Genomic DNA, 20437 nt, shown 5'->3' with positions numbered 1-20437 from the left:
CTGCCATGGACGAGGTGAGCACCACGCCGGGCAGGGTTCGGGGACGGGTCACGTCAGGGGACGGGACACCGATCGCGTACGAGCGGTACGGGGAGGGCCCGCCGCTCGTCCTGGTGAGCGGCGCCCTGGGGACGGCCGCGGGCGGACGTCCGCTGGGCCGGCTCCTCGCCCGCCGCTTCTCGGTCGTGGCGTACGACCGGAGGGGGCGCGGCGGCAGCGGCGACACGGGGCCGTACGCGGTGGAGCGGGAGATCGAGGATCTGGCCGCGGTGGTCGGGGAGGCGGGTGCCGGGGCGGCCCTGTACGGGGAGGGGACGGGCGGCGTGCTCGCGCTCGCCGCGGTGGCGGCCGGGCTGGAGGTGGGGGCGGTGTCGGCGTACGAGCCGCCCTACTCGGCGGAGGCCGCGGAGCGGTGGCGGCAGGTGGCGGCGCTGCTCGACCGGGGACGCCCGCTCGCGGCGCTCGATCGGTTCCTCGCGGACTCGGCGTCGCCGCCCGCGAAGCCGAGGGCCGGGGTCACGGAACTGCGGCCCGGCGCCGCGGAGCTGGCGCACACCCTGGCGTACGACCTCGCGGTCCTCGGCGAGGGGACGGTGCCGGAGCGGCTGCTCGCCCGGGTCCACGCGCGCGTACTGGTGGTCGACGGGGGCGCGAGCCCGGCGGGGACCCGGCAGGCGGCTCGCGCTCTGACGGCGGCCCTCCCCCGGGCCCGGCACCGCACCCTGACGGGCCAGACGCCCGAGGTGGCCCCGCACGTCCTCGCCCCGGTCCTGGAGGAGTTCCTCACGGAGGACCGGGAGACCATGGAGGCGGCCTGAGACACGGGGCCGGGGCCGGGAGGCGCCGGGGCCGGGGGCCGAGAGGCCCCGAAGCCGGGGCGAGAGACGCCGGGGCCGGGGCCGGGGCGGCACGGGCGGCCGAGGACGGCGGGTGTCACCGGCCGGGGACGGTTACGCCGTCGCCGTCGCGCGGCGGGACGTCGTCGCGATCGTGGCCGATCCCACCACGCGCGTGCCGTCGTACAGCACGATCGCCTGGCCGGGAGCGACTCCGCGGACGGGCTCGTCGAAGGAGACGGACAGCTCGCCGTCCTCCAGCGACGCCGTCACCTCGGTCTCGCCGCCGTGGGCGCGGAGCTGGGCCGTGTAGCGGCCCTCGCCCTCCGGGGCGGCGCCGCACCAGCGGGGCTTGATCGCGGTGAGGCCGGTGACGTCGAGCGCCTCGACGGGGCCGACCGTGACCGTGTTGTTCACCGGCGAGATGTCCAGGACGTAGCGCGGCTTGCCGTCCGCGGCCGGGTGGCCGATCCGCAGGCCCTTGCGCTGGCCGATGGTGAAGCCGTACGCGCCGTCGTGGCTGCCGACCTTCGTCCCCGCCTCGTCGACGATGTCGCCCTCCGCCTTGCCCAGCCGGGAGGCGAGGAAGCCCTGGGTGTCGCCGTCGGCGATGAAGCAGATGTCGTGGCTGTCGGGCTTCTTCGCGACCGCGAGCCCGCGGCGCTCCGCCTCCGCCCGGATCTCGTCCTTGGTGGTGAGCGTGTCGCCCAGCGGGAACATCGCGTGCGCGAGCTGCTTCTCGTCGAGCACGCCGAGCACGTACGACTGGTCCTTGGCCATGTCGGAGGCCCGGTGCAGCTCACGGGTGCCGTCCTCGTTCAGGACGACCGTCGCGTAGTGGCCGGTGCAGACCGCGTCGAAGCCGAGGGCGAGCGCCTTGTCCAGCAGCGCCGCGAACTTGATCTTCTCGTTGCAGCGCAGGCACGGGTTGGGGGTGCGGCCGGCCTCGTACTCCGCGACGAAGTCGTCCACGACGTCCTCGCGGAACCGCTCGGCGAGGTCCCACACGTAGAACGGGATGCCGATGACGTCGGCCGCCCGGCGCGCGTCGCGGGAGTCCTCGATCGTGCAACAGCCACGCGCTCCCGTACGGAAGGACTGCGGGTTCGCGGAGAGGGCCAGGTGCACGCCGGTGACGTCGTGGCCCGCCTCGGCGGCACGGGCGGCGGCGACGGCGGAGTCCACTCCGCCGGACATGGCGGCGAGGACGCGAAGGGGGCGCGGGGGCGGAGTCTGAGTCATAGCGCTACCAGGGTACGGGGCGCCGGGAACCAGAGTCGCGGTAGTAAGCGTTCTCGGTGGCATGGGGAGCAGGGCGAAGGGTTCGGACAGGCGGGTGGGGCGGCGCGCGGTGCTGCTGGGCGGCGGGGTCGCCGTCCTGGGCACGGCGGCGCTGGCCAGGGACGAGCTGGCGCGCGCCTGGTGGCGGTTGCCGGGGATGGAGAAGAAGCGGGTCGAGGGTGAGCTCGACCACCGGGCCGCCGAGTGGACCTCGGCGTCACGGGCGAACTGGCGGCGGGCCGACCGGCCGGACGACTACCGGATCGACCGGGTCGTGATCCATGTCGTCCAGGGCAGCTACGCGACCGCGCTGAAGGTCTTCAAGGACCCGGGGCACGGGGCCGCCGCGCACTACGTCGTCCGCAAGGACGGGCATGTGGCGCAGATGATCCGGGAGCTCGACGTCGCCTTCCACGCCGGGAACCGTGACATGAACGAGCGGAGCATCGGCATCGAGCACGAGGGCTTCGTCGACAGGCCGCAGGACTTCACGGCGGCGATGTACGCGGGATCGGCGCGGCTGACGGCCGACATATGCGCCCGGTACGCGATACCCGTGGACCGGGAGCACATCATCGGGCACGTGGAGGTCGAGGGGACCGACCACACCGATCCCGGTCCGCACTGGGACTGGGACCGCTATCTGCGGCTGGTACGGGAGGCGTCCAAGGCGCGCGCGTGAGCGCCCCGACGTGAGCGCCCCGGTGCACGTGCGCTCGCCTGAGGGCACCGGTGTGCGTGCGCCGCTCCGGTGGGGGCCCGGGGCCCGGTGGTCCGGGTCCGGTTCAGCTGAGGCCCGCGGTCCTGGCCCGCTCCACGGCCGGGCCGATCGCCTCCGCGACCGCCGCGACGTCCTCCTTGGTGGAGGTGTGTCCCAGCGAGAAGCGCAGGGTGCCCCTGGCCAGGTCAGGATCGGTGCCGGTGGCCAGCAGGACATGGCTCGGCTGGGCGATGCCGGCGGTGCAGGCGGAACCGGTGGAGCAGGCGATCCCCGCGGCGTCGAGCAGCAGGAGCAGCGAGTCTCCCTCGCAGCCGGGGAAGGTGAAGTGGGCGTTGGCGGGGAGCCGCTCGACGGGGTCGCCGCCGAGGATCGCGTCGGGGACGAGGGCCCGGACGGTCGTCACGAGCTCGTCGCGGAGCGCGCCGATCTCACGGGCGAAGTCCTCGCGCCGCTCCGTGGCGAGCCTGGCGGCGACCGCGAAGGCGGCGACGGCCGGCACGTCGAGGGTGCCGGAGCGGACGTGCCGCTCCTGGCCGCCGCCGTGCAGCACGGGTACGGGGGTGTGCTCGCGGCCCAGGAGCAGGGCGCCGATGCCGTAGGGGCCACCGATCTTGTGACCGGACACGGTCATCGCGGCGAGTCCCGAGGCGGCGAAGTCCACCGGGACCTGACCGACGGCCTGCACGGCGTCGGCGTGCAGCGGTACGCCGAACTCGGCTGCCACGTCGGCGAGTTCACGGACCGGCAGAACGGTGCCGATCTCGTTGTTCGCCCACATGACGGTGGCGAGGGCGACGGACTCGGGGTCCCGGGCGATCGCCTCGCGCAGGGCCTCGGGGTGCACCCGGCCGTAGCGGTCGACCGGGAGGTACTCGACGTCGGCGCCCTCGTGGGTGGCGAGCCAGTCCACGGCGTCGAGCACGGCGTGGTGCTCCACCGGGCTGGCGAGGACGCGGGTACGGCGGGGGTCGGCGTCGCGGCGGGCCCAGTAGAGGCCCTTCACGGCGAGGTTGTCGGCCTCGGTGCCGCCGGAGGTGAAGACGACCTCGCTCGGCCGCGCGCCGAGCGCGGCGGCGAGCGTCTCGCGCCCTTCCTCGACGGTCCGCCGGGCCCGCCGTCCGGCGGCGTGCAGGGAGGAGGCGTTGCCCGTGACGGCGAGGTGGGCGGTCATCGCCTCGATCGCCTCGGGCAGCATGGGCGTGGTCGCGGCGTGGTCGAGGTAAGCCATGGTGGGTCGATTCTACGAGCCCGTGACGGCTGCCTCGGCGGGTGGCCGGTTTACGCGCCCGGCGCCGGCGGGTCCCGGGCCGCGCCGAGGCGCGTGAGGGGGGCGTGACCGGCCGGGGTGGCGGGGGCCTGGGCCGGCCACGACGGCCCGAGTTCCCGGGTCGGCCCGGGGGGTGGCCGGGGCCGGGACGCCGGAGGCCGGGGCCGGACGTGACGGGCCGGGCGGGGCCGAGGGGTGACGCCAGGGCCCGACGTGACAGGCCTCGCCCCGGGGCGACCCGGGGCGCGGTCTTCGGGTCAGTCGCGGGGCGCGCGGGCCAGCTGGCGGGACTGGGCCACCAGACGGTCGGCGCTGTCCCAGACCTCCGCGTCCTCCTCCAGGAAGCCGCCGGCCAGGTTGCGGGTGGTGATGGAGACCCGCAGCGGGCCGGGGGCCGGGCGGCAGCGGATGTGGGTGGTGAGCTCGACCGTCGGGGTCCACCCCTTGAGGCCCAGCTCGAAGGAGGTCGGCGGCAGCGCGTCGACCGTCAGGAGCAGCGACAGCGCGTCGGGCTCACGCCCGTCCGCGAGACCGAACCACGCCCGCATCTCACCCTTCCCCGACGGCGCGCCGATCGCCCAGCCGACACAGGACGGGTCGAGCCGCAGGTCGAGCCGGTCGGCGATCGCCGAGGAGCCGGGGATCTGCGGGGTCGGGCCGTCCGAGGCGGAGAAGCAGTTCTCGATGGCGGCCATCGCCGGGGGCGTCGCGGTCGTGCGGACGTCGTCGGGGAGCGCGTCGAGGCTGCCGTACGAGGCGAGGACCCGGATCCGCTCGACCTCGGTGCCGTCCTCCGCGTACTGGAAGAGCGAGGCCTGGCCGGTGGAGAGCGTCCGGCCCGTGCGGACGGTCTCCGTCCTGATCACCGCGGGGCCCGGCACGGACGGCGTGAGGTAGTGCGCCGAGATCGTGAACGGGTCGGGGTGCGGGAGGTGCTCGCCGAGGGCGCGGCCGAGCAGAGCGAGGAGATAGCCGCCGTTGACCGCGTGGATGATCGTCCAGCCGGCCGACAGGTCGGCGTCGTAGACACCGGGCTCCCGGAGGATGACGGCGGTGTCGCGGTCGAACTCGCTCGTCGCGAGCGTGGTCTCGATGCTCGTGCTCATGGTTTCGACGGTACCCCAGAAAGCTACTGAGCGGTAGCTTTTTCTGGTGCCTCGCGGGCCGTGGACCGCCGGTTCCAGGCACGGGGCGCGCGCCAGTGGTAGCGCATCGCGAGCAGCCGGAGGGCGAAGGCGGTGAGGACCGCGGCGCCGCTGGTCCACCCGTTGAGCATGTCGAAACGGATGCAGAGCGCGACCATCGCGGCGCCGACGATCGCCGGGACGGCGTACAGGTCCCGGTCCCAGCGCAGCAGCGACGGCACCTCGTTGGCGAGCACGTCCCGCAGGACACCCCCGCCGACGGCCGTCGCGAGACCCAGCGCGGCGGAGGAGGTGAGGCCGAGACCGTAGTCGTACGCCTTCGTCGTCCCGGTCACACAGAAGAGGCCCAGACCGGCGGCGTCGAACACGTTGACCGCGGTCTGGGTGCGCTCGACCTCCGGGTGGAGGAAGAAGACCAGTCCCGCGGCGATCAACGGCATGAGGAAGTAGCCGAGATCGGAGAAGGCGGCGGGCGGCACGGCGCCGATGATCAGGTCGCGGAAGAGACCACCGCCGAGGGCCGTGACCTCGGCGAGGACGGCGATGCCGAAGACGTCGAAGTTCTTGCGGACGGCCAGCAGGGCGCCGGAGATGGCGAAGACGAAGATGCCGACGAGGTCGAGGGCGTGTTGGACGGAGGGGGTGAACAGGTCGTGGAGCACCGGCCAATTGTGCCGGTAGTTCCGGCGGCGGCTGCGGGGGCTCCCCGGCTCCGGAGCTCCGGCCCCCGGGGCGACCGGCGGCGCGGGGGCCGGGGGCGCGCTGGGCGGGGGCGCGCTGCGGCCGGGGCGTGGTGCGGCCGGGGCGTGGTGCGGCCGGGGCGTGGTGCCTGCGGACGTCCGCCGCTCCGGGCGGGCCGCCCTTCGGGCGGGGGACTCCCCCACCCCACCCCTTCCCGAAACCCTGACGGGACCGGGGGCTCCGCCCCCGAACCCCCGGCGCGGCACGGGCCGGAGGGACGTCCGGCGAGAGGCGTACAAGGTCGGGGGGCTTCGTCCCCGGCCCCGTACGCGAAGAGGCCCCCGGTGCCCTACGGCACCGGGGGCCTCCCCGTGGTCACACCTTCGGCGCGTCGCCCTCGGCGGCGGCCGCCTCGGGCGCCTCCGCCTCGGCCGGCGTGTCCGCCTCGGCCTTGGCCGGCGCCTCCGCCTCGGCCTTGGCCGGCGCCTCCGCCTTGACCTTGGCCTTGGCCTCGGTCGGCGTCTCCGCCTTGGCCTCGGTCGGCGTCTCCGCCTCGGCCTCGGTCGGCGTCTCCGCCTCGGCCTCAGCCGACGGCTCCGGCTCCGTCGGCGGGACCGGTGTCTCGGGCTCCGGGGACTTCGTGATCTCGATCGACTGCCTGGCGGCCGGGATCGTCAGGGACTCCGTGTTCTCCGGGTGGTGGCAGGCCACCCGCTGGCCCGGGCGGAGTTCCACGAGCGGGGGCTCCTGGGTCTTGCAGACCTCCGTGGCCTTCCAGCAGCGGGTGTGGAAGCGGCAGCCGGGGGGCGGGGCGATCGGGGACGGGACGTCGCCGGTGAGGAGGATGCGGTCGCTCTTCGCGCCCCGGCGGCGGGGGTCCGGGATCGGCACCGCGGACATCAGGGCCCGGGTGTACGGGTGCATCGGGTTCTCGTAGAGCGACTTGCGGTCCGCGAGTTCCACGATCTTGCCCAGGTACATGACCGCGATGCGGTCCGAGACGTGCCGGATGACCGACAGGTCGTGGGCGATGATCACGTACGTGAGGCCGAGCTCGTCCTGGAGGTCGTCCAGAAGGTTGACCACCTGGGCCTGGATGGAGACGTCCAGGGCGGAGACCGGCTCGTCCGCGACGACGAGCTTGGGCTTGAGGGCGAGCGCGCGGGCGATGCCGATGCGCTGGCGCTGGCCGCCGGAGAACTCGTGCGGGTAGCGGTTGTAGTGCTCGGGGTTGAGGCCGACCAGGCCCAGCAGACGCTGGACCTCCTTCCTGACCCCGCCCTCGGGCACGACGCCCTGGAGCTTGAAGGGGGCCGAGACGATCGTGCCGACGGTGTGCCTCGGGTTCAGCGAGCCGTACGGGTCCTGGAAGATCATCTGGATGTCGCGGCGGAAGGGCCGCATGCCCGAGACGCCGAGGTGCGAGATGTCCTTGCCCTGGAACTCGACCGTGCCGTCGGTCGGTTCGAGGAGCCGGGTGATGAGCCGGCCCATCGTGGACTTGCCGCAGCCGGACTCGCCGACGACGCCGAGGGTCTCACCGGGCAGGACCTCGAAGTCGATCCCGTCGACCGCCTTGACGGCGCCGGTCTGGCGCTGGAGAAGCCCCTTCCGGATGGGGAAGTGCTTCTTCAGGCCGGTGACCTTGAGCAGAGGTTCCATGTTGTCGCTCACAGTTTCGGCGCAATCTCTTCGGTCCAGATGCGGGTCCGCTCCTCCTGCGGCATGTGGCAGGCCGAGAAGTGGCGGTCCCCGGCCAGGGCCAGCTCCGGCCGCTGGGTACGCGTGATGCCGCCCTTGGGGACGTCCGCGTACGGGCAGCGGGGGTTGAAGGCGCAGCCGCTCGGGATGTTGATGAGGCTGGGCGGGTTGCCCTTGACCGGGATGAGCCGCTCGGTCTGATCGCGGTCGATCCTCGGCATCGAGCCGAGCAGGCCCCAGGTGTAGGGGTGCTGCGGCTCGTAGAAGACGGACTCGGCCGGTCCGCGTTCGACACAGCGCCCGCCGTACATGACGAGGATGTCGTCGGCGAGCTCGGCGACCACGCCGAGGTCGTGGGTGATGATGACGACCGCGGAGCCGAACTCCTTCTGGAGGTCCCGCATCAGGTCGAGGATCTGGGCCTGCACGGTGACGTCGAGCGCGGTGGTCGGCTCGTCGGCGATGAGCAGCGCGGGGTTGTTGACGAGCGCCATGGCGATCATCGCGCGCTGGCGCATACCGCCGGAGAACTCGTGCGGGTAGTTGTCGAACCGCTTGGCGGGCTCGGGGATGCCGACCCGGTCGAGGAGTTCGACGGCCCGCTTGCGCGCCGTCTTCTTGTCGACGGCGTTGTGGACGCGGTACGCCTCCACGATCTGGTGGCCGACCGTGTAGTACGGGTGCATCGCGGACAGCGGGTCCTGGAAGATCATCGCCATCTCGCGGCCGCGCAGCCTGCGGACCTCGTCCGGGTCGGCCGAGAGCAGCTCGCGCCCGTTCAGCCAGATCTCGCCGGAGATGCGGGCCTTCTGCCGGCCGTACTGGCCGACGGTGTGGAGGCCCATGATGCCGAGCGAGGTGACCGACTTGCCGGAGCCGGACTCGCCCACGATGCCGAGGGTCTTGCCCTTCTCCAGCTGGAAGCTGAGACCGTCGACCGACTTGACCAGACCGTCGTCGGTCGGGAAGTGGATCTTCAGGTCGCGCACGTCGAGGAAGGCGTCGGAGGGGGCGGACCCGGTGGCGACGGGTTCCGCCACCGCCGCGCCGGTCTTCGTCAGCTTGTCCGTCATGCGAGCCTCACTCGGGGGTCGATCACGGCGTACAGCAGGTCCACGACGAGGTTGGCGACGACGACGCAGGCCGCGGTGATGAGGGTGACGGCCAGGATCAGCGGCAGGTCACGCTCGCTCACGCCCTTGATGGCGAGTCCGCCGAGGCCGTGGAGGCTGAACGCGGTCTCGGTCAGGATCGCGCCGCCGATGAGGGCGCCGAGGTCCATGCCGAAGATGGTCAGGATGGGGGTCATGGTGGAGCGCATGGCGTGCTTGCCGAGCACGACCGACTCCGGGAGGCCCTTGGCCCGTGCGGTGCGGATGTAGTCCTCGCCGAGGACCTCCAGCATGGTGGCGCGGGTGAGCCGCGCGTACATCGCCGCGTACAGGAAGGCGAGGGTCACCCAGGGCAGCAGCAGTCCACCGAACCAGCCGCCGAAGGACTCGGTGATCGGCACGTACGAGGCGTTGAGCCAGCCCAGTTGGGTGCGGAAGACGAGCATCGCCAGCATGGCGGTGAAGAAGATGGGCAGCGAGACACCGGCGAGCGCGGTGATCATGGCCGCGCGGTCGATGATCGTGCCCCGCTTGAGCGCCGAGACGACTCCCGTGGAGACACCCAGGACCAGCCACAGCACGGCGGCGCCGATGACCATGGACAGGGTGACGGGGAAGGCGTCGACCAGCATCGACCAGACGTCCTGCTCGGTGCGGAACGAGTAGCCGAAACAGGGCATCGCGCAGTGGATGGTGTCGCCACCACCGGTGTAGTCACGACCGACGAAGATGCCGGAGACGAAGTGCCAGAACTGCACCAGGATCGGCTCGTCCAGACCGAGCTTCTGTCGGATGGCCTCGATGGAAGCCGGATCCGCCTGCTTGCCGACGAACATCGCGGCAGGGTCGCTGCCGGTCATCTTGGGGATGAGGAAGAAGATGCTGAGTGTCACCAGAGTGACGACGAGCAGCATCACGACGACTGCGAAGAGTCGCCGGACTATGTATGCAAGCATGCGGTCGGCCGGTCGGCGGCCGGGGATCCCGATCGGGATCCCCGGCCGCCGCCCTCGGCCATCACCTGCCCTTCGGACCTGGCGGCGGGTGGTGCGCCGGTGGAGCGGGTCGGATTACTTGACGACGCCGAGCGACGCGTAGTCGTAGCGGCCGTTGTAGGCGTCGGCGGTGTAGACGTTGGTCAGCCGGGATCCGCGCCAGATGATGTTCTTCTCGTGGGTGAAGGGCAGGTAGACCGCGGCCTCCGAGACCTTCGTGTTGATCTGCTTGTAGAGCTCGCCGGCCTTGACCGGGTCGGTCTCCTTCAGCGCCTGGTCGAACAGGCCGTTGACGGCCTTGTCGTTCAGCTCCGAGAAGTTGTTGTTGCCGCTCTGCAGGATGAAGCGACCGTCGACCAGCGGCTGGAGGAAGCCCTGACCGGTCGGGAAGTCGGCGCCCCAGCCCATGATGATGATGCCGTAGCCCTTCTCCTTGACCACCTTCGGCGAACCGATGATGCCGGAGGTCTGGGCGCCGTCGAACTGGTCGATCTGGGCGTCGATGCCGACGGCCTTCAGCGACTGCTGGAGGGACTCGGCGGTCGCGATCTCGATCTTCTTGTTGTTGCGGACCGCGATCGTGGTCTTGAAGCCGTTCGGCTTGCCGCAGTTCTTCAGGGCTTCCTTCGCCTTGGCGAGGTCCGGCGCGCCGCCGAGCTTGCCGTACGGGTCGGCCTTCGCGTCGGCACCCTTGAGCGCCGGCGGCAGCATGTTGGAGGCGATGTCGCCACCGGCCTGCGGGCCGCCACGGGCGGTCTGCAGCGACTTGGAGTCGGCCGCGTAGATGATGGCCTTGCGGCACTCGATGTTGGGGATGACCGTCTGCGGGAAGACCGCGTAGCGGATGAAGCCCGTCTGCGGGTTGTCGACGTTGCCCTTGTGCTGCTGGAGCACCTTCTGGCGGGCGGAGGCGCCGACGCCCGTCGCGTTGATGTCGAGGTCGTACTCGCCCTCGACCAGACGGTTGTCCATGTCGTCGGCGTTCGTGGTGAACGTGACGCTGATCTTGTCCGGGAGCGCCTTGCGGACGGTGTCCGTCTTGGCGTCCCACTTGTCGTTGCGGACAAGCTTCATGGACTTGTTCGGCGTGTACGACTCCCACTTGTACGGGCCGGAGGAGAACACGTTCAGGCCGTACTTGGCCTTGGTGTCCTTGTCCTGGCGGACCGGGGAGGCGGCGGGCATGGCCAGCATCTGCAGGAAGTCACCGTTGGCGACCGGCAGCTTGAAGATGATGGTCTTGTCGTCCGGGGTCTCGATCGCCTTGAGGCCGAGCTTGTCCGCGGAGGTGTCCTTGTACGGGCCCTTGTACTCGCCCTTGGGGTCGAGGACCTGCTGGAGGTAGATCGGGCCGCCGGAGATGACGTCCTGGGCCCAGATGCGCTCGATGCCGTACTTGATGTCCTTCGAGGTGATCGGCTTGCCGTCCTGCCAGGTCACCCCGTCCTTCAGCGTGAAGGTGTAGGTCAGGCCGTCGGCCGAGACCTTGCCGGCGTCGGTGGCGAGGTCCGGGACCAGCTCGGTGGAGGCGGCGCCCGGCTCGCTCTTGAAGGTGACCAGCTGGCGCGTGTAGTAGCGCTGGAAGTCCCAGACGAAGCCGTAGTAGCCGCGCTGCGGGTCCCACGAGTCGGCCTCCTGCGAGCCGATGAACTTCAGCTCGCCGCCCTTCTTGTCCGAGGCGTTGGCGACCTTGTTCACACCGGCGTTGAAGCCGGGCGCACCGCCCTTGCCCTTGTCGCCGCCGCCGCTCTCGCCGCCGCCGCCACAGGCGGTGGTGACGACCATCGTGGCCGCCGCGAGCAGCGCGCCCGCGGCGATTCTGCGCCTCTGAGAGCTCATCAGAGTCATGGGTCTCGCAACCTCCGGAATAGTGGCGGCCGATACGGCGGTCCGCCATGTGGGGATGAGCCTCCTGTCGACAGCGGCAGGGGCGGGTCTTGCGGATCGTCGGCGAACGGTCAGCGGGAGCCCTTCGGGTCGAGCGCGTCACGCACGCCGTCGCCGAAGAGGTTGAACGCCAGAACGGTGATGAAGATCGCGAAGCCGGGGATCACCATGAACAGGGGATCCGACTCGTAGGTGGTGATGGCCGTCGACAGCATCTGTCCCCAGGAAGCGGTGGGAGGCTTCACGCCCGCGCCGAGGAAGCTGAGCGCCGCTTCGGTGAGGATGTTGGTGGGGATCATGAGGGTCGCGTAGACCGTGATCGGGGCGATCAGGTTGGGCAGCAGCTCGCGGCGGAGGATGTAGAGGCGGCCGGCGCCGAGGCTCTGGGCGGCCTCGACGTACTCGCGGTTGCGCAGCGAGAGGGTCTGGCCCCGGACGATGCGGCCCACGTACGGCCAGCCGAAGAAGCCGATGACGAGCACCAGGGCGGCGATGCGGACGCCCGAGCCGTCGAGGCCGAGGAGTTCGTTCGGCAGGACGGAGACCAGGGCGATCGTGAAGAGCAGCTGCGGGAAGGCGAGCATCACGTCCATGACCCGGCTGAGTGCCGCGTCGATCCAGCCGCCGAAGTAGCCGGCGATGATGCCGAGGACCGTGCCGAGGACGACGGCGAAGACCGCCGCGAGGAAGGCGACGAGCAGCGAGATCCGGGCGCCGTAGACGATGCGGCTGAAGACGTCCCGGCCGTTGACGGGCTCGACCCCGAAGAGGAAGTCGGAGCTCACGCCGCCCCAGGAGCCGATCGGGGTGCCGAAGAGCGGGTCGATCTGGTCCTCGTGGAACTCGTCCGGCGGGTGGCCGAGGAGTCCGACGATCAGGGGCGCGAAGAGCGCGACCAGGACGAGGAAGACGACGACGAAGGCGCCCGCGAGGGCCAGTTTGTCGCGCTTGAGCCGGGTCCAGGCGATCTGCCAGGGCGAGCGGCCCTCGATCGCCTTGGGGGTGCCGGAGGTGTCCGGAATGCCTGGTGCGCCGGGCGCGGCATCAGCGGTGGCGGTCGACTCGCCCGCACTCGCCTCGTGCAGTGGTGCCGTCATCGTGGTGAGGACCCCTCTCGGCCGCGGGTAGCCGGCCCTTGCCCGCCGCGGGTAGCGGCTCGGTGGAACAACCTGCTGGGCACCTGCTCGAAAGGAGCCGAACACCCGGTGTTCCGGGGAGTCTTCAATGCGCTTGCGATCACCCGCCAGCCCTGACGAGGAATGTTTGCTCAAACGTGATGCGGTGCTGCGACTTCCGTTATCCGGACGTCGCGATCACCTGAGCGGACCATCTCGGGGCCTCTTCCCCCTAATCGGACATGTCCCTCAACTGGGTCTTCGGGGGGCTGAATTGGGGCGAACGAAGGCCTCCGGAGCGAACTCCGGAGGCCGGTGGGACAGGATGCGAGAGGAGGTGCGTCTCAGTATCCGGACGGAGCCGGGGGCGGGTAGCCGTACCCGGGAACGGCCGCGGCACCGCGTCCCGCGTGTGCCTCGCGGTCGTAGAACGGGCGCCCGTTCGCCCGCAGCCAGAGGGCCACCGGGTCGTAGGCGTCGGAGAGGGCGACCGTCGAGACGGGCAGCCCGTCGGGTACGGCTCCGATGGACTGGCGCATCATCGCCCGGACCGTGTCGACGGCCGAGGCGGACGTGTCGTACAGATCGAGGCCGATGACGAGGTACGGCGAGCCGAGCGCGGGCTGCACCCAGCCGCGGCGCAGGGCCCGGACGGCGGGGGTGCGGTGCGCGTTCTGCGTGAGCAGGGCGTAGAACTGCGGCATCTCCAGGGTGGGCTCGGTGACCCGCAGCGGCCCGGCGGGCATCCGGTCGAGGCCGGTGGCGATCCGGCGCAGGTCGGCCCAGGGGATGCCGACGCCGCCGCCGGGAGCGTGCGGATTGAGCCAGACGCCCCACCGGTCCGGGTAGAGGGCGCGGGCGATCTCCCGGCCGGTGACGAGCTCGTGGGCGCGGTGCCAGCCGGAGGCGGAGAGTTCCTGGGCGGAGGTGACGCAGGGCGCGTAGCCGAAGCCGTCGACCTCCATGTTCCCGTACTGGGCGTCGGACGAGCCCGGCGAGCCGTGCCAGAGCAGCATCCAGAGCTCGCCGTCGGCGAGGGCGTGCAGCAGCTGTTCGTACGCGTCGTAGCGTCCGGGTGCCACCTGGCGCAGCATGTGCTCGACCTGTCCGGCCGCAGCGGTGCCTGACGCGCTCACCCTGGGTCCCGCCCCTCTTCCGTCACCACGTCTGTTCCGACGTCCGTCCTGCCGGCGTCCGTCGTACCGACGCCCGTCCTGCCGACGCCTGTCATGCCGACGTCTGTCCTGCTGTCGAGAAGTTCAGCTTAAACAGGCCGTCCGTCACACGGCGGCGCGCTGGTAGAAGGGGCGCACCCGTTCCAGCATCCAGTCGCCGACCGGGTCCTGCGCCATGTCGAGCAGGATGAGGTTGACGGGCCAGGCGACCTCGACCCGGCCGAGGGCGCGGCCGAGGGCGTCCAGGGGCGCGTTGCGGTCGACTCCGTCCCAGGCGGCGAGCTGCACGCCGATGAAGAGGGCGGGTTCGGTGCCCTCGACGCTGGCGAGGGCGCGGCGGGCGGTGACGACGACGCCGGTGGCCTCGAACTCGGCGGAGGCGGCGGCGAGGAAGTCGACGGGGTCGTCCTGCCAGTCGGGCTCGAAGAGCCGGACGCGGCCGCCGGTGGCGGGGCCGTCGAGCGGGGTGCGGCCGGCGCGGCAGAGTTCGGCGACGGCGGGCGGGGGCAGCGGGACGCCGACGGTGCCGCCGGGGTTCACGGCGATGCCGAGCTGCGGGGGCAGGCCGCGGGCGAATTCGCGGGCGGGGGCGACGGTGAAGGACATGTGACTGCCGACACAGGCGAGGAACTGCTGTTCGGAGCTGAAGACGGGGACGAAGGCCGCGCCGTCGATCTCCATGGTGGGGATGTCGAGGTCGGGGCTGTCGGGTCCGCCGCCGTTGGGCAGGGGCACCCAGACCGGGCTGCGGCCGAGTACCTCGACCAGCCGGCCACCGGCCGAGGGGTTGCCGAGTGAGGCGGCAAGGACCTCTTCGAGCTCATTGCCCGGCCACGTCACGTCCACGGTCGCGTTTCCCCTTCTCGCACGGCCTGCCGTACCGGCCGCCCGGCAGCACCCTAACGCCGCCCCGGCGCCGCCGTGGCCAGAAGACAAGGGTACGAGCGCCCGGCGCGGGGCCCCCGAGGAGGTGGTCTCTTCCCGCCGTCTCTCAGGAAGCCTCGCGGAATCCGATCTTCCGCAAGGTGTCCGCCGCGTCCCGGTCGAGCAGGGTCACGGAGGCGCATCCGTGCGGCAGACGGCCCGACTCGGCGGCCGCGACGAGCCGGCCGACGGCCCGGCGGTGCCGGGCGAAGGCATAGGACGAGACACCCCGGCCGCGGCAGCGCTGGCCCTGGCGGGCGATGTGGGGGGAGACGTCGAGCAGGACCAGGTGCAGGGCCCGGCCGCGGCGGCGGGCCTCACGGGCGAGCCAGCCCCGCACCCAGGACTGGGTGCCGCAGTCGTGCACGATCACCCCGGCGCCGGAGCGCAGGGCGCGGCGCAGCCCGGCGTAGTGCGCGAGCCGGGCCAGCGGCCGGTAGACGGCGTACGGCAGGAAGCGGGGCATCCGGGCCTCCCAGCGCTCGCGGGTGTCCTGGGAGTCGATGCCGGTGCCTTCGACGGCGCGCTTCATGAGGGTGGACTTGCCGCTGCCGGGCAGCCCGGAGACGACCACCAGGTCGCCGGCGGCGAAGCTGAGGGCGCGGGGGCCCCGGCCGCCGCGCTCGCGCAGGTCGCGCAGGAGCCGGCCGCGGCCCCGGGTTCTCGCGCGGGCCCGCTGGGACGGTATGCCGGTACTCGGCGCGTACGCGCCGGTGTGCTCGGACCTCATCGCTTCTCCCCCTGCCGGGCCTGAGAAGACCCTTGCCCACAAAGTGTAAAGAAACGGTAATGAGACACAAGCGATGTGCCCCGCCGAGCTCGCGTGCAATGATGTGCGCGCCAGGCGCGCACAGTCGCCACACAATCGCATACCGGCCGCTCGAATCCGCGCGGGAGAGTTCCGGACCACCGTGTCCGGACGCCGAAGGAGCAAGACCCTCCCTTGAATCTCTCAGGCCCCGTACCGCGCGGATGAGGCAGATCTGAAAAGCGGGACACCCTGCGGTGTCCCCACCCAAGGTGCAAGCCGATCTCTCGGAGACGAGATGCTCTCGGTGAACCTCTCAGGTTCCATGACAGATGGGGAGGACGTCCTCGCCCGTCATGTGTTTCGTCACCGAACCGCCCTTGGGACCCGGGAGCCACCCCATGAGCACTGCCCCCCGTCTGACCGCCCTCGATGCGCTGCATCGTTCGCTGGGCGCGACCATGACCGACTTCGCGGGCTGGGACATGCCGCTGCGCTACGCCAGCGAGCGGGACGAGCACCTCGCCGTCCGGACCAGGGCGGGCCTCTTCGACCTCTCCCACATGGGCGAGATCACCGTCACCGGTCCGCAGGCCGTCGAGCTCCTCGACCACGCGCTTGTCGGCAACATCTCCACGGTGGGTGTGGGCCGTGCCCGCTACACGATGATCTGCCAGGAGGACGGCGGCATCCTCGACGACCTGATCGTCTACCGCCTCGGCGAGACGGAGTACATGGTCGTCGCCAACGCCTCCAACGCGCAGATCGTCCTCGACGCGCTCGTGGCCCGCTCCGAGGGCTTCGACGCCGAGGTGCGCGACGACCGTGACGCGTACGCCCTGATCGCGGTCCAGGGCCCGGAGTCCCCCGGCATCCTGAAGTCGCTCACCGACGCCGACCTGGACGGACTGAAGTACTACGCCGGTCTGCCCGGCACGGTCGCGGGTGTGCCGGCGCTGATCGCCCGTACCGGCTACACCGGCGAGGACGGCTTCGAGCTGTTCCTGAAGCCCGAGCACGCCGAGGGCGTCTGGAAGGCGCTGACCGAGGCGGGCGCCCCGGTCGGGCTCATCCCCTGCGGCCTGTCCTGCCGCGACACGCTCCGCCTGGAGGCGGGCATGCCGCTGTACGGCCACGAGCTGACCACCGCCCTCACCCCCTTCGACGCCGGCCTCGGCCGCGTCGTGAAGTTCGAGAAGACGACCAACGAGGGTCGCTTCGTCGGCCGTGAGGCGCTGGAGAAGGCCGCCGAGCGCGCCGAGACCGCCCCGCCGCGCAAGCTCGTCGGCCTGGTCGCCGAGGGCCGCCGGGTCCCGCGCGCCGGCTTCTCGGTGGTCAAGGACGGCGTGGTGATCGGCGAGGTCACCTCCGGCGCCCCGTCCCCGACGCTCGGAAAGCCGATCGCGATCGCGTACGTGGACGCGGCGCACGCCACGCCCGGCACCCAGGGTGTAGGTGTGGACATCCGAGGCACCCACGAGCCCTACGAGGTCGTCGCGCTGCCGTTCTACAAGCGCCAGAAGTGACGTATCCGTCTCACTTCGCGTCTCACCCCGCAAGACCCACGTTCATCAGCACTCCCCCGATCCAGGAGAATCAGGCCATGAGCAACCCCCAGCAGCTGCGCTACACCAAGGAGCACGAGTGGCTGTCGGACGCCGAGGAGGGCGTCTCGACCGTCGGCATCACGGAGTTCGCCGCCAACGCGCTCGGTGACGTCGTCTACGCCCAGCTCCCCGAGGTCGGCTCCACGGTCACCGCGGGCGAGACCTGCGGCGAGCTGGAGTCGACGAAGTCCGTGAGCGACCTGTACTCCCCCGTCACGGGTGAGGTCGTCGCCGCCAACCAGGACGTGGTGGACGACCCGTCGCTGGTGAACACGGCTCCGTTCGAGGGTGGCTGGCTGTTCAAGGTGCGCGTCGCGGGTGAGCCGGACGAGCTGCTCTCCGCCGACGAGTACACCGCGTTCTCCGGGAACTGAGACCGGGCCCGAGACCCCTTAGGGATCGATTCATGTCGCTTCTGAACACTCCCCTCCACGAGCTGGACCCGGACGTCGCCGCAGCCGTCGACGCCGAGCTCCGCCGTCAGCAGTCCACCCTCGAGATGATCGCCTCGGAGAACTTCGCTCCGGTCGCCGTCATGGAGGCGCAGGGCTCCGTCCTCACCAACAAGTACGCCGAGGGCTACCCGGGCCGCCGCTACTACGGTGGCTGCGAGCACGTCGACGTCGCCGAGCAGATCGCGATCGACCGGGTCAAGGACCTGTTCGGCGCCGAGTACGCCAACGTCCAGCCGCACTCCGGTGCCTCCGCGAACCAGGCCGCCCTCTTCGCGATCGCCCAGCCCGGCGACACGATCCTGGGTCTGGACCTGGCCCACGGCGGTCACCTCACCCACGGCATGCGCCTGAACTTCTCGGGCAAGCAGTTCAACGTGGTCGCGTACCACGTGGACGAGGCCGGCCTGGTCGACATGGCCGAGGTCGAGCGCCTCGCCAAGGAGCACCGCCCGAAGGTGATCATCGCGGGCTGGTCCGCCTACCCGCGCCAGCTGGACTTCGCCGAGTTCCGCCGGATCGCCGACGAGGTCGAGGCGTACCTGTGGGTCGACATGGCCCACTTCGCGGGCCTGGTCGCGGCCGGTCTGCACCCGAACCCGGTCGAGCACGCGGACGTGGTGACCTCCACCACGCACAAGACGCTCGGCGGCCCCCGCGGCGGCATCATCCTGGCGAAGAAGGCGTTCGCCAAGAAGCTGAACTCCTCGGTCTTCCCCGGTTTCCAGGGCGGCCCGCTGGAGCACGTGATCGCGGCCAAGGCCGTCTCCTTCAAGGTCGCGGCCTCGGAGGAGTTCAAGGAGCGCCAGCAGCGCACCCTGGACGGCGCCCGCCTCCTGGCCGAGCGCCTGGTCCGGGACGACGTCACCGAGCACGGTGTCTCCGTCCTGTCCGGCGGCACGGACGTCCACCTGGTCCTGGTGGACCTGCGGAACTCCGAGCTCGACGGCCAGCAGGCCGAGGACCGTCTCCACGAGGTCGGCATCACGGTCAACCGGAACGCCGTTCCGAACGACCCGCGCCCGCCGATGGTCACCTCGGGTCTGCGCATCGGTACGCCGGCGCTCGCCACCCGCGGTTTCGGGACCGAGGACTTCACCGAGGTCGCCGACATCATCGCGGAGACCCTGAAGCCCGGCTTCGACGCCGAGAAGGCCGAATCGCTGAAGGCCCGGGTGACGGCGCTCGCCGACAAGCACCCGCTGTACCCCGGCCTGTAGTAATTTCGTACCCTTTCGTTCGTACGGACCTTCGGGGCACCGCGCACACTGGACAGTGAGCGCGGTGCCCCACCCCATGTCCCCGCGCTGTACCGCACGCCCTTCTCCGCGCTTTTCTGCTCCACCCCGGCAGACAACGGCGTCTAGCCCCCACAAGGAGTCCTCCCGTGGCCATCTCGGTCTTCGACCTGTTCTCGATCGGCATCGGCCCGTCGAGCTCCCACACGGTGGGGCCGATGCGCGCGGCCCGGATGTTCGCCCGCCGCCTGAAGAACGAGGGCCTGCTCGCCCACACCGCGACCGTACGGGCGGAGCTGTACGGCTCCCTCGGCGCGACCGGCCACGGCCACGGCACCCCGAAGGCGGTCCTGCTCGGTCTCGAGGGCAGCTCGCCGCGCACGGTGAACGTCGAGACGGCGGACGACGAGGTCGAGCGGATCAAGTCCAGCGGCCGGATCAACCTGCTCGGCGCGCACGAGATCCCCTTCGACTTCGACGCCGACCTGATCCTGCACCGGCGCAAGGCGCTGCCGTACCACGCCAACGGGATGACGATCTTCGCGTACGACGCGGAGGGCGGCCCGGTCCTGGAGAAGACGTACTACTCGGTCGGCGGCGGCTTCGTCGTCGACGAGGACGCGGTCCAGGGCGAGAACCCGATCGTCCCCGAGGACACCGTCCTGAAGTACCCCTTCCGCACCGGTGACGAGCTGCTCCGGCTGGCGAAGGAGACCGGCCTGTCGATCTCCGCGCTGATGCTGGAGAACGAGAAGGCCTGGCGCACCGAGGACGAGATCCGCGCGGGCCTCCTGGAGATCTGGCGGGTCATGCAGGCCTGTGTCTCGCGCGGCATGTCCCGCGAGGGCATCCTGCCCGGCGGTCTGAAGGTCCGCCGGCGCGCCGCGAACCTGGCCCGCAAGCTGCGCTCCGAGGGCGACCCGAAGATGCACGCCATGGAGTGGATCACCCTCTACGCGATGGCCGTGAACGAGGAGAACGCGGCGGGCGGCCGGGTGGTCACCGCCCCGACGAACGGCGCGGCCGGCATCATCCCCGCCGTCCTGCACTACTACATGAACTTCGTGCCCGGCGCCGACGACGAGGGCATCGTCCGCTTCATGCTGGCGGCGGGCGCGGTCGGCATGCTCTTCAAGGAGAACGCCTCCATCTCCGGCGCCGAGGTCGGCTGCCAGGGCGAGGTCGGCTCGGCCTGCTCGATGGCGGCCGGCGCGCTGGCCGAGGTCCTCGGCGGCACCCCGGAGCAGGTCGAGAACGCGGCCGAGATCGGCATGGAGCACAACCTGGGCCTGACCTGCGACCCGGTCGGCGGCCTGGTCCAGATCCCGTGCATCGAGCGCAACGGCATGGCGGCGGTCAAGGCCGTCACGGCGGCCAAGATGTCCATGCGCGGCGACGGCAGCCACCTGGTCTCCCTCGACAAGGTCATCAAGACCATGAAGGAGACCGGCGCGGACATGAGCGTGAAGTACAAGGAGACCGCCCGCGGCGGTCTCGCGGTGAACATCATCGAGTGCTGAGGCCGTAGGCCCCGCACCGCACGGCTCCGCTC

At 71.4% G+C, this 20437-nt stretch carries 18 protein-coding genes and 1 riboswitch; of the genes, 6 read left to right on the top strand and 12 right to left on the bottom strand.

Annotation, left to right across the window (positions count from 1 at the left end; genetic code table 11):
• Nucleotides 1-5: 5 nt before the first annotated feature.
• Complete coding sequence (locus ACH4MY_RS14115) at nt 6-818, top strand: alpha/beta fold hydrolase (protein WP_398002186.1); 813 nt, start codon at nt 6-8, stop codon at nt 816-818.
• A gap of 132 nt (nt 819-950) precedes the next feature.
• On the opposite strand, the gene mnmA is transcribed toward ACH4MY_RS14115, so the two are convergent.
• On the bottom strand, nt 951-2078 hold the full coding sequence (mnmA, locus tag ACH4MY_RS14110; RefSeq protein ID WP_398002183.1) for a tRNA 2-thiouridine(34) synthase MnmA: 1128 nt from the start codon (nt 2076-2078) through the stop codon (nt 951-953).
• A gap of 61 nt (nt 2079-2139) precedes the next feature.
• Here mnmA and ACH4MY_RS14105 point away from each other — a divergent pair, with 61 nt between their 5' ends.
• Complete coding sequence (locus tag ACH4MY_RS14105) at nt 2140-2799, top strand: N-acetylmuramoyl-L-alanine amidase (RefSeq protein ID WP_398002180.1); 660 nt, start codon at nt 2140-2142, stop codon at nt 2797-2799.
• Nucleotides 2800-2902: 103 nt separating this feature from the next.
• Here ACH4MY_RS14105 and ACH4MY_RS14100 read toward each other — a convergent pair whose 3' ends face one another.
• The 11 genes from ACH4MY_RS14100 to ACH4MY_RS14050 form a co-directional block, all read right to left on the bottom strand.
• Nucleotides 2903-4066 (bottom strand): cysteine desulfurase family protein, encoded by a 1164-nt coding sequence (locus ACH4MY_RS14100; RefSeq protein WP_398002177.1) that lies wholly within the window; start codon nt 4064-4066, stop codon nt 2903-2905.
• A 296-nt stretch (nt 4067-4362) separates the two neighbouring features.
• Nucleotides 4363-5211, bottom strand: coding sequence for a thioesterase family protein (locus tag ACH4MY_RS14095; protein WP_398002174.1), 849 nt, complete (start codon nt 5209-5211; stop codon nt 4363-4365).
• Nucleotides 5212-5234: 23 nt separating this feature from the next.
• A complete protein-coding gene (locus ACH4MY_RS14090; RefSeq protein ID WP_398002172.1) occupies nt 5235-5912 on the bottom strand; it encodes a trimeric intracellular cation channel family protein in 678 nt (225 codons plus the stop codon).
• Nucleotides 5913-6306: 394 nt separating this feature from the next.
• Nucleotides 6307-7593, bottom strand: coding sequence for an ABC transporter ATP-binding protein (locus ACH4MY_RS14085; RefSeq protein ID WP_398002169.1), 1287 nt, complete (start codon nt 7591-7593; stop codon nt 6307-6309).
• 8 nt (nt 7594-7601) lie between these two features.
• Entirely contained in the window at nt 7602-8705 is a 1104-nt protein-coding gene (locus tag ACH4MY_RS14080; protein WP_398002168.1) for an ABC transporter ATP-binding protein, read from the bottom strand.
• Nucleotides 8702-9700 carry an ABC transporter permease gene (locus tag ACH4MY_RS14075; protein WP_398002165.1) on the bottom strand — a complete coding sequence of 333 codons (999 nt, stop codon included), beginning with the start codon at nt 9698-9700 and terminating at the stop codon, nt 8702-8704. The genes ACH4MY_RS14080 and ACH4MY_RS14075 overlap by 4 nt, the downstream gene beginning before the upstream one ends.
• Before the next feature lie 114 nt (nt 9701-9814).
• Nucleotides 9815-11587, bottom strand: a complete 1773-nt coding sequence (locus ACH4MY_RS14070) for an ABC transporter substrate-binding protein (RefSeq protein WP_398002162.1) — start codon at nt 11585-11587, stop codon at nt 9815-9817.
• A 110-nt stretch (nt 11588-11697) separates the two neighbouring features.
• The gene (locus ACH4MY_RS14065; protein ID WP_398002159.1) at nt 11698-12723 is read right to left on the bottom strand and encodes an ABC transporter permease; all 1026 of its coding nucleotides are present in this window, start codon (nt 12721-12723) and stop codon (nt 11698-11700) included.
• Nucleotides 12724-13085: 362 nt separating this feature from the next.
• Nucleotides 13086-13877: an enhanced serine sensitivity protein SseB C-terminal domain-containing protein gene (locus ACH4MY_RS14060; protein WP_398002157.1), complete on the bottom strand. Its 792-nt coding sequence runs from the start codon at nt 13875-13877 to the stop codon at nt 13086-13088.
• Between the two features lie 144 nt (nt 13878-14021).
• Entirely contained in the window at nt 14022-14762 is a 741-nt protein-coding gene (locus tag ACH4MY_RS14055) for an enhanced serine sensitivity protein SseB (RefSeq protein WP_398002154.1), read from the bottom strand.
• A 145-nt stretch (nt 14763-14907) separates the two neighbouring features.
• Entirely contained in the window at nt 14908-15570 is a 663-nt protein-coding gene (locus tag ACH4MY_RS14050; protein WP_398002151.1) for an AAA family ATPase, read from the bottom strand.
• Nucleotides 15571-15721: 151 nt separating this feature from the next.
• Nucleotides 15722-15817: riboswitch (glycine riboswitch) on the top strand.
• A gap of 172 nt (nt 15818-15989) precedes the next feature.
• On the opposite strand from ACH4MY_RS14050, the gene gcvT reads away from it, so the two are divergent.
• The 4 genes from gcvT to ACH4MY_RS14030 all read left to right on the top strand — a co-directional run bounded on the left by gcvT (nt 15990) and on the right by ACH4MY_RS14030 (nt 20405).
• A complete protein-coding gene (gene gcvT, locus ACH4MY_RS14045; protein ID WP_398002149.1) occupies nt 15990-17114 on the top strand; it encodes a glycine cleavage system aminomethyltransferase GcvT in 1125 nt (374 codons plus the stop codon).
• A 77-nt stretch (nt 17115-17191) separates the two neighbouring features.
• A complete protein-coding gene (gene gcvH / locus ACH4MY_RS14040) occupies nt 17192-17569 on the top strand; it encodes a glycine cleavage system protein GcvH (RefSeq protein ID WP_398002146.1) in 378 nt (125 codons plus the stop codon).
• 32 nt (nt 17570-17601) lie between these two features.
• On the top strand, nt 17602-18867 hold the full coding sequence (gene glyA, locus ACH4MY_RS14035; protein WP_398002143.1) for a serine hydroxymethyltransferase: 1266 nt from the start codon (nt 17602-17604) through the stop codon (nt 18865-18867).
• Between the two features lie 167 nt (nt 18868-19034).
• Nucleotides 19035-20405 (top strand): L-serine ammonia-lyase, encoded by a 1371-nt coding sequence (locus tag ACH4MY_RS14030; RefSeq protein WP_398002140.1) that lies wholly within the window; start codon nt 19035-19037, stop codon nt 20403-20405.
• Nucleotides 20406-20437 lie beyond the last annotated feature (32 nt).

Source organism: Streptomyces sp. NPDC017246 (genome assembly GCF_044331325.1).
Classification (GTDB): Bacteria; Actinomycetota; Actinomycetes; order Streptomycetales; family Streptomycetaceae; genus Streptomyces.
This window is presented reverse-complemented; position numbering and strand designations above follow the sequence as displayed.

What these genes read in the sequence shown, in the direction of transcription:
- ACH4MY_RS14115 (WP_398002186.1), top strand. Translation starts at nt 6, where the DNA reads ATGGACGAGGTGAGCACCACGCCGGGCAGGGTTCGGGGACGGGTCACG.
- mnmA (WP_398002183.1), bottom strand. Translation starts at nt 2,078, where the DNA reads ATGACTCAGACTCCGCCCCCGCGCCCCCTTCGCGTCCTCGCCGCCATG.
- ACH4MY_RS14105 (WP_398002180.1), top strand. Translation starts at nt 2,140, where the DNA reads ATGGGGAGCAGGGCGAAGGGTTCGGACAGGCGGGTGGGGCGGCGCGCG.
- ACH4MY_RS14100 (WP_398002177.1), bottom strand. Translation starts at nt 4,066, where the DNA reads ATGGCTTACCTCGACCACGCCGCGACCACGCCCATGCTGCCCGAGGCG.
- ACH4MY_RS14095 (WP_398002174.1), bottom strand. Translation starts at nt 5,211, where the DNA reads ATGAGCACGAGCATCGAGACCACGCTCGCGACGAGCGAGTTCGACCGC.
- ACH4MY_RS14085 (WP_398002169.1), bottom strand. Translation starts at nt 7,593, where the DNA reads ATGGAACCTCTGCTCAAGGTCACCGGCCTGAAGAAGCACTTCCCCATC.
- ACH4MY_RS14080 (WP_398002168.1), bottom strand. Translation starts at nt 8,705, where the DNA reads ATGACGGACAAGCTGACGAAGACCGGCGCGGCGGTGGCGGAACCCGTC.
- ACH4MY_RS14075 (WP_398002165.1), bottom strand. Translation starts at nt 9,700, where the DNA reads ATGCTTGCATACATAGTCCGGCGACTCTTCGCAGTCGTCGTGATGCTG.
- ACH4MY_RS14070 (WP_398002162.1), bottom strand. Translation starts at nt 11,587, where the DNA reads ATGACTCTGATGAGCTCTCAGAGGCGCAGAATCGCCGCGGGCGCGCTG.
- ACH4MY_RS14065 (WP_398002159.1), bottom strand. Translation starts at nt 12,723, where the DNA reads ATGACGGCACCACTGCACGAGGCGAGTGCGGGCGAGTCGACCGCCACC.
- ACH4MY_RS14050 (WP_398002151.1), bottom strand. Translation starts at nt 15,570, where the DNA reads ATGAGGTCCGAGCACACCGGCGCGTACGCGCCGAGTACCGGCATACCG.
- gcvT (WP_398002149.1), top strand. Translation starts at nt 15,990, where the DNA reads ATGAGCACTGCCCCCCGTCTGACCGCCCTCGATGCGCTGCATCGTTCG.
- gcvH (WP_398002146.1), top strand. Translation starts at nt 17,192, where the DNA reads ATGAGCAACCCCCAGCAGCTGCGCTACACCAAGGAGCACGAGTGGCTG.
- glyA (WP_398002143.1), top strand. Translation starts at nt 17,602, where the DNA reads ATGTCGCTTCTGAACACTCCCCTCCACGAGCTGGACCCGGACGTCGCC.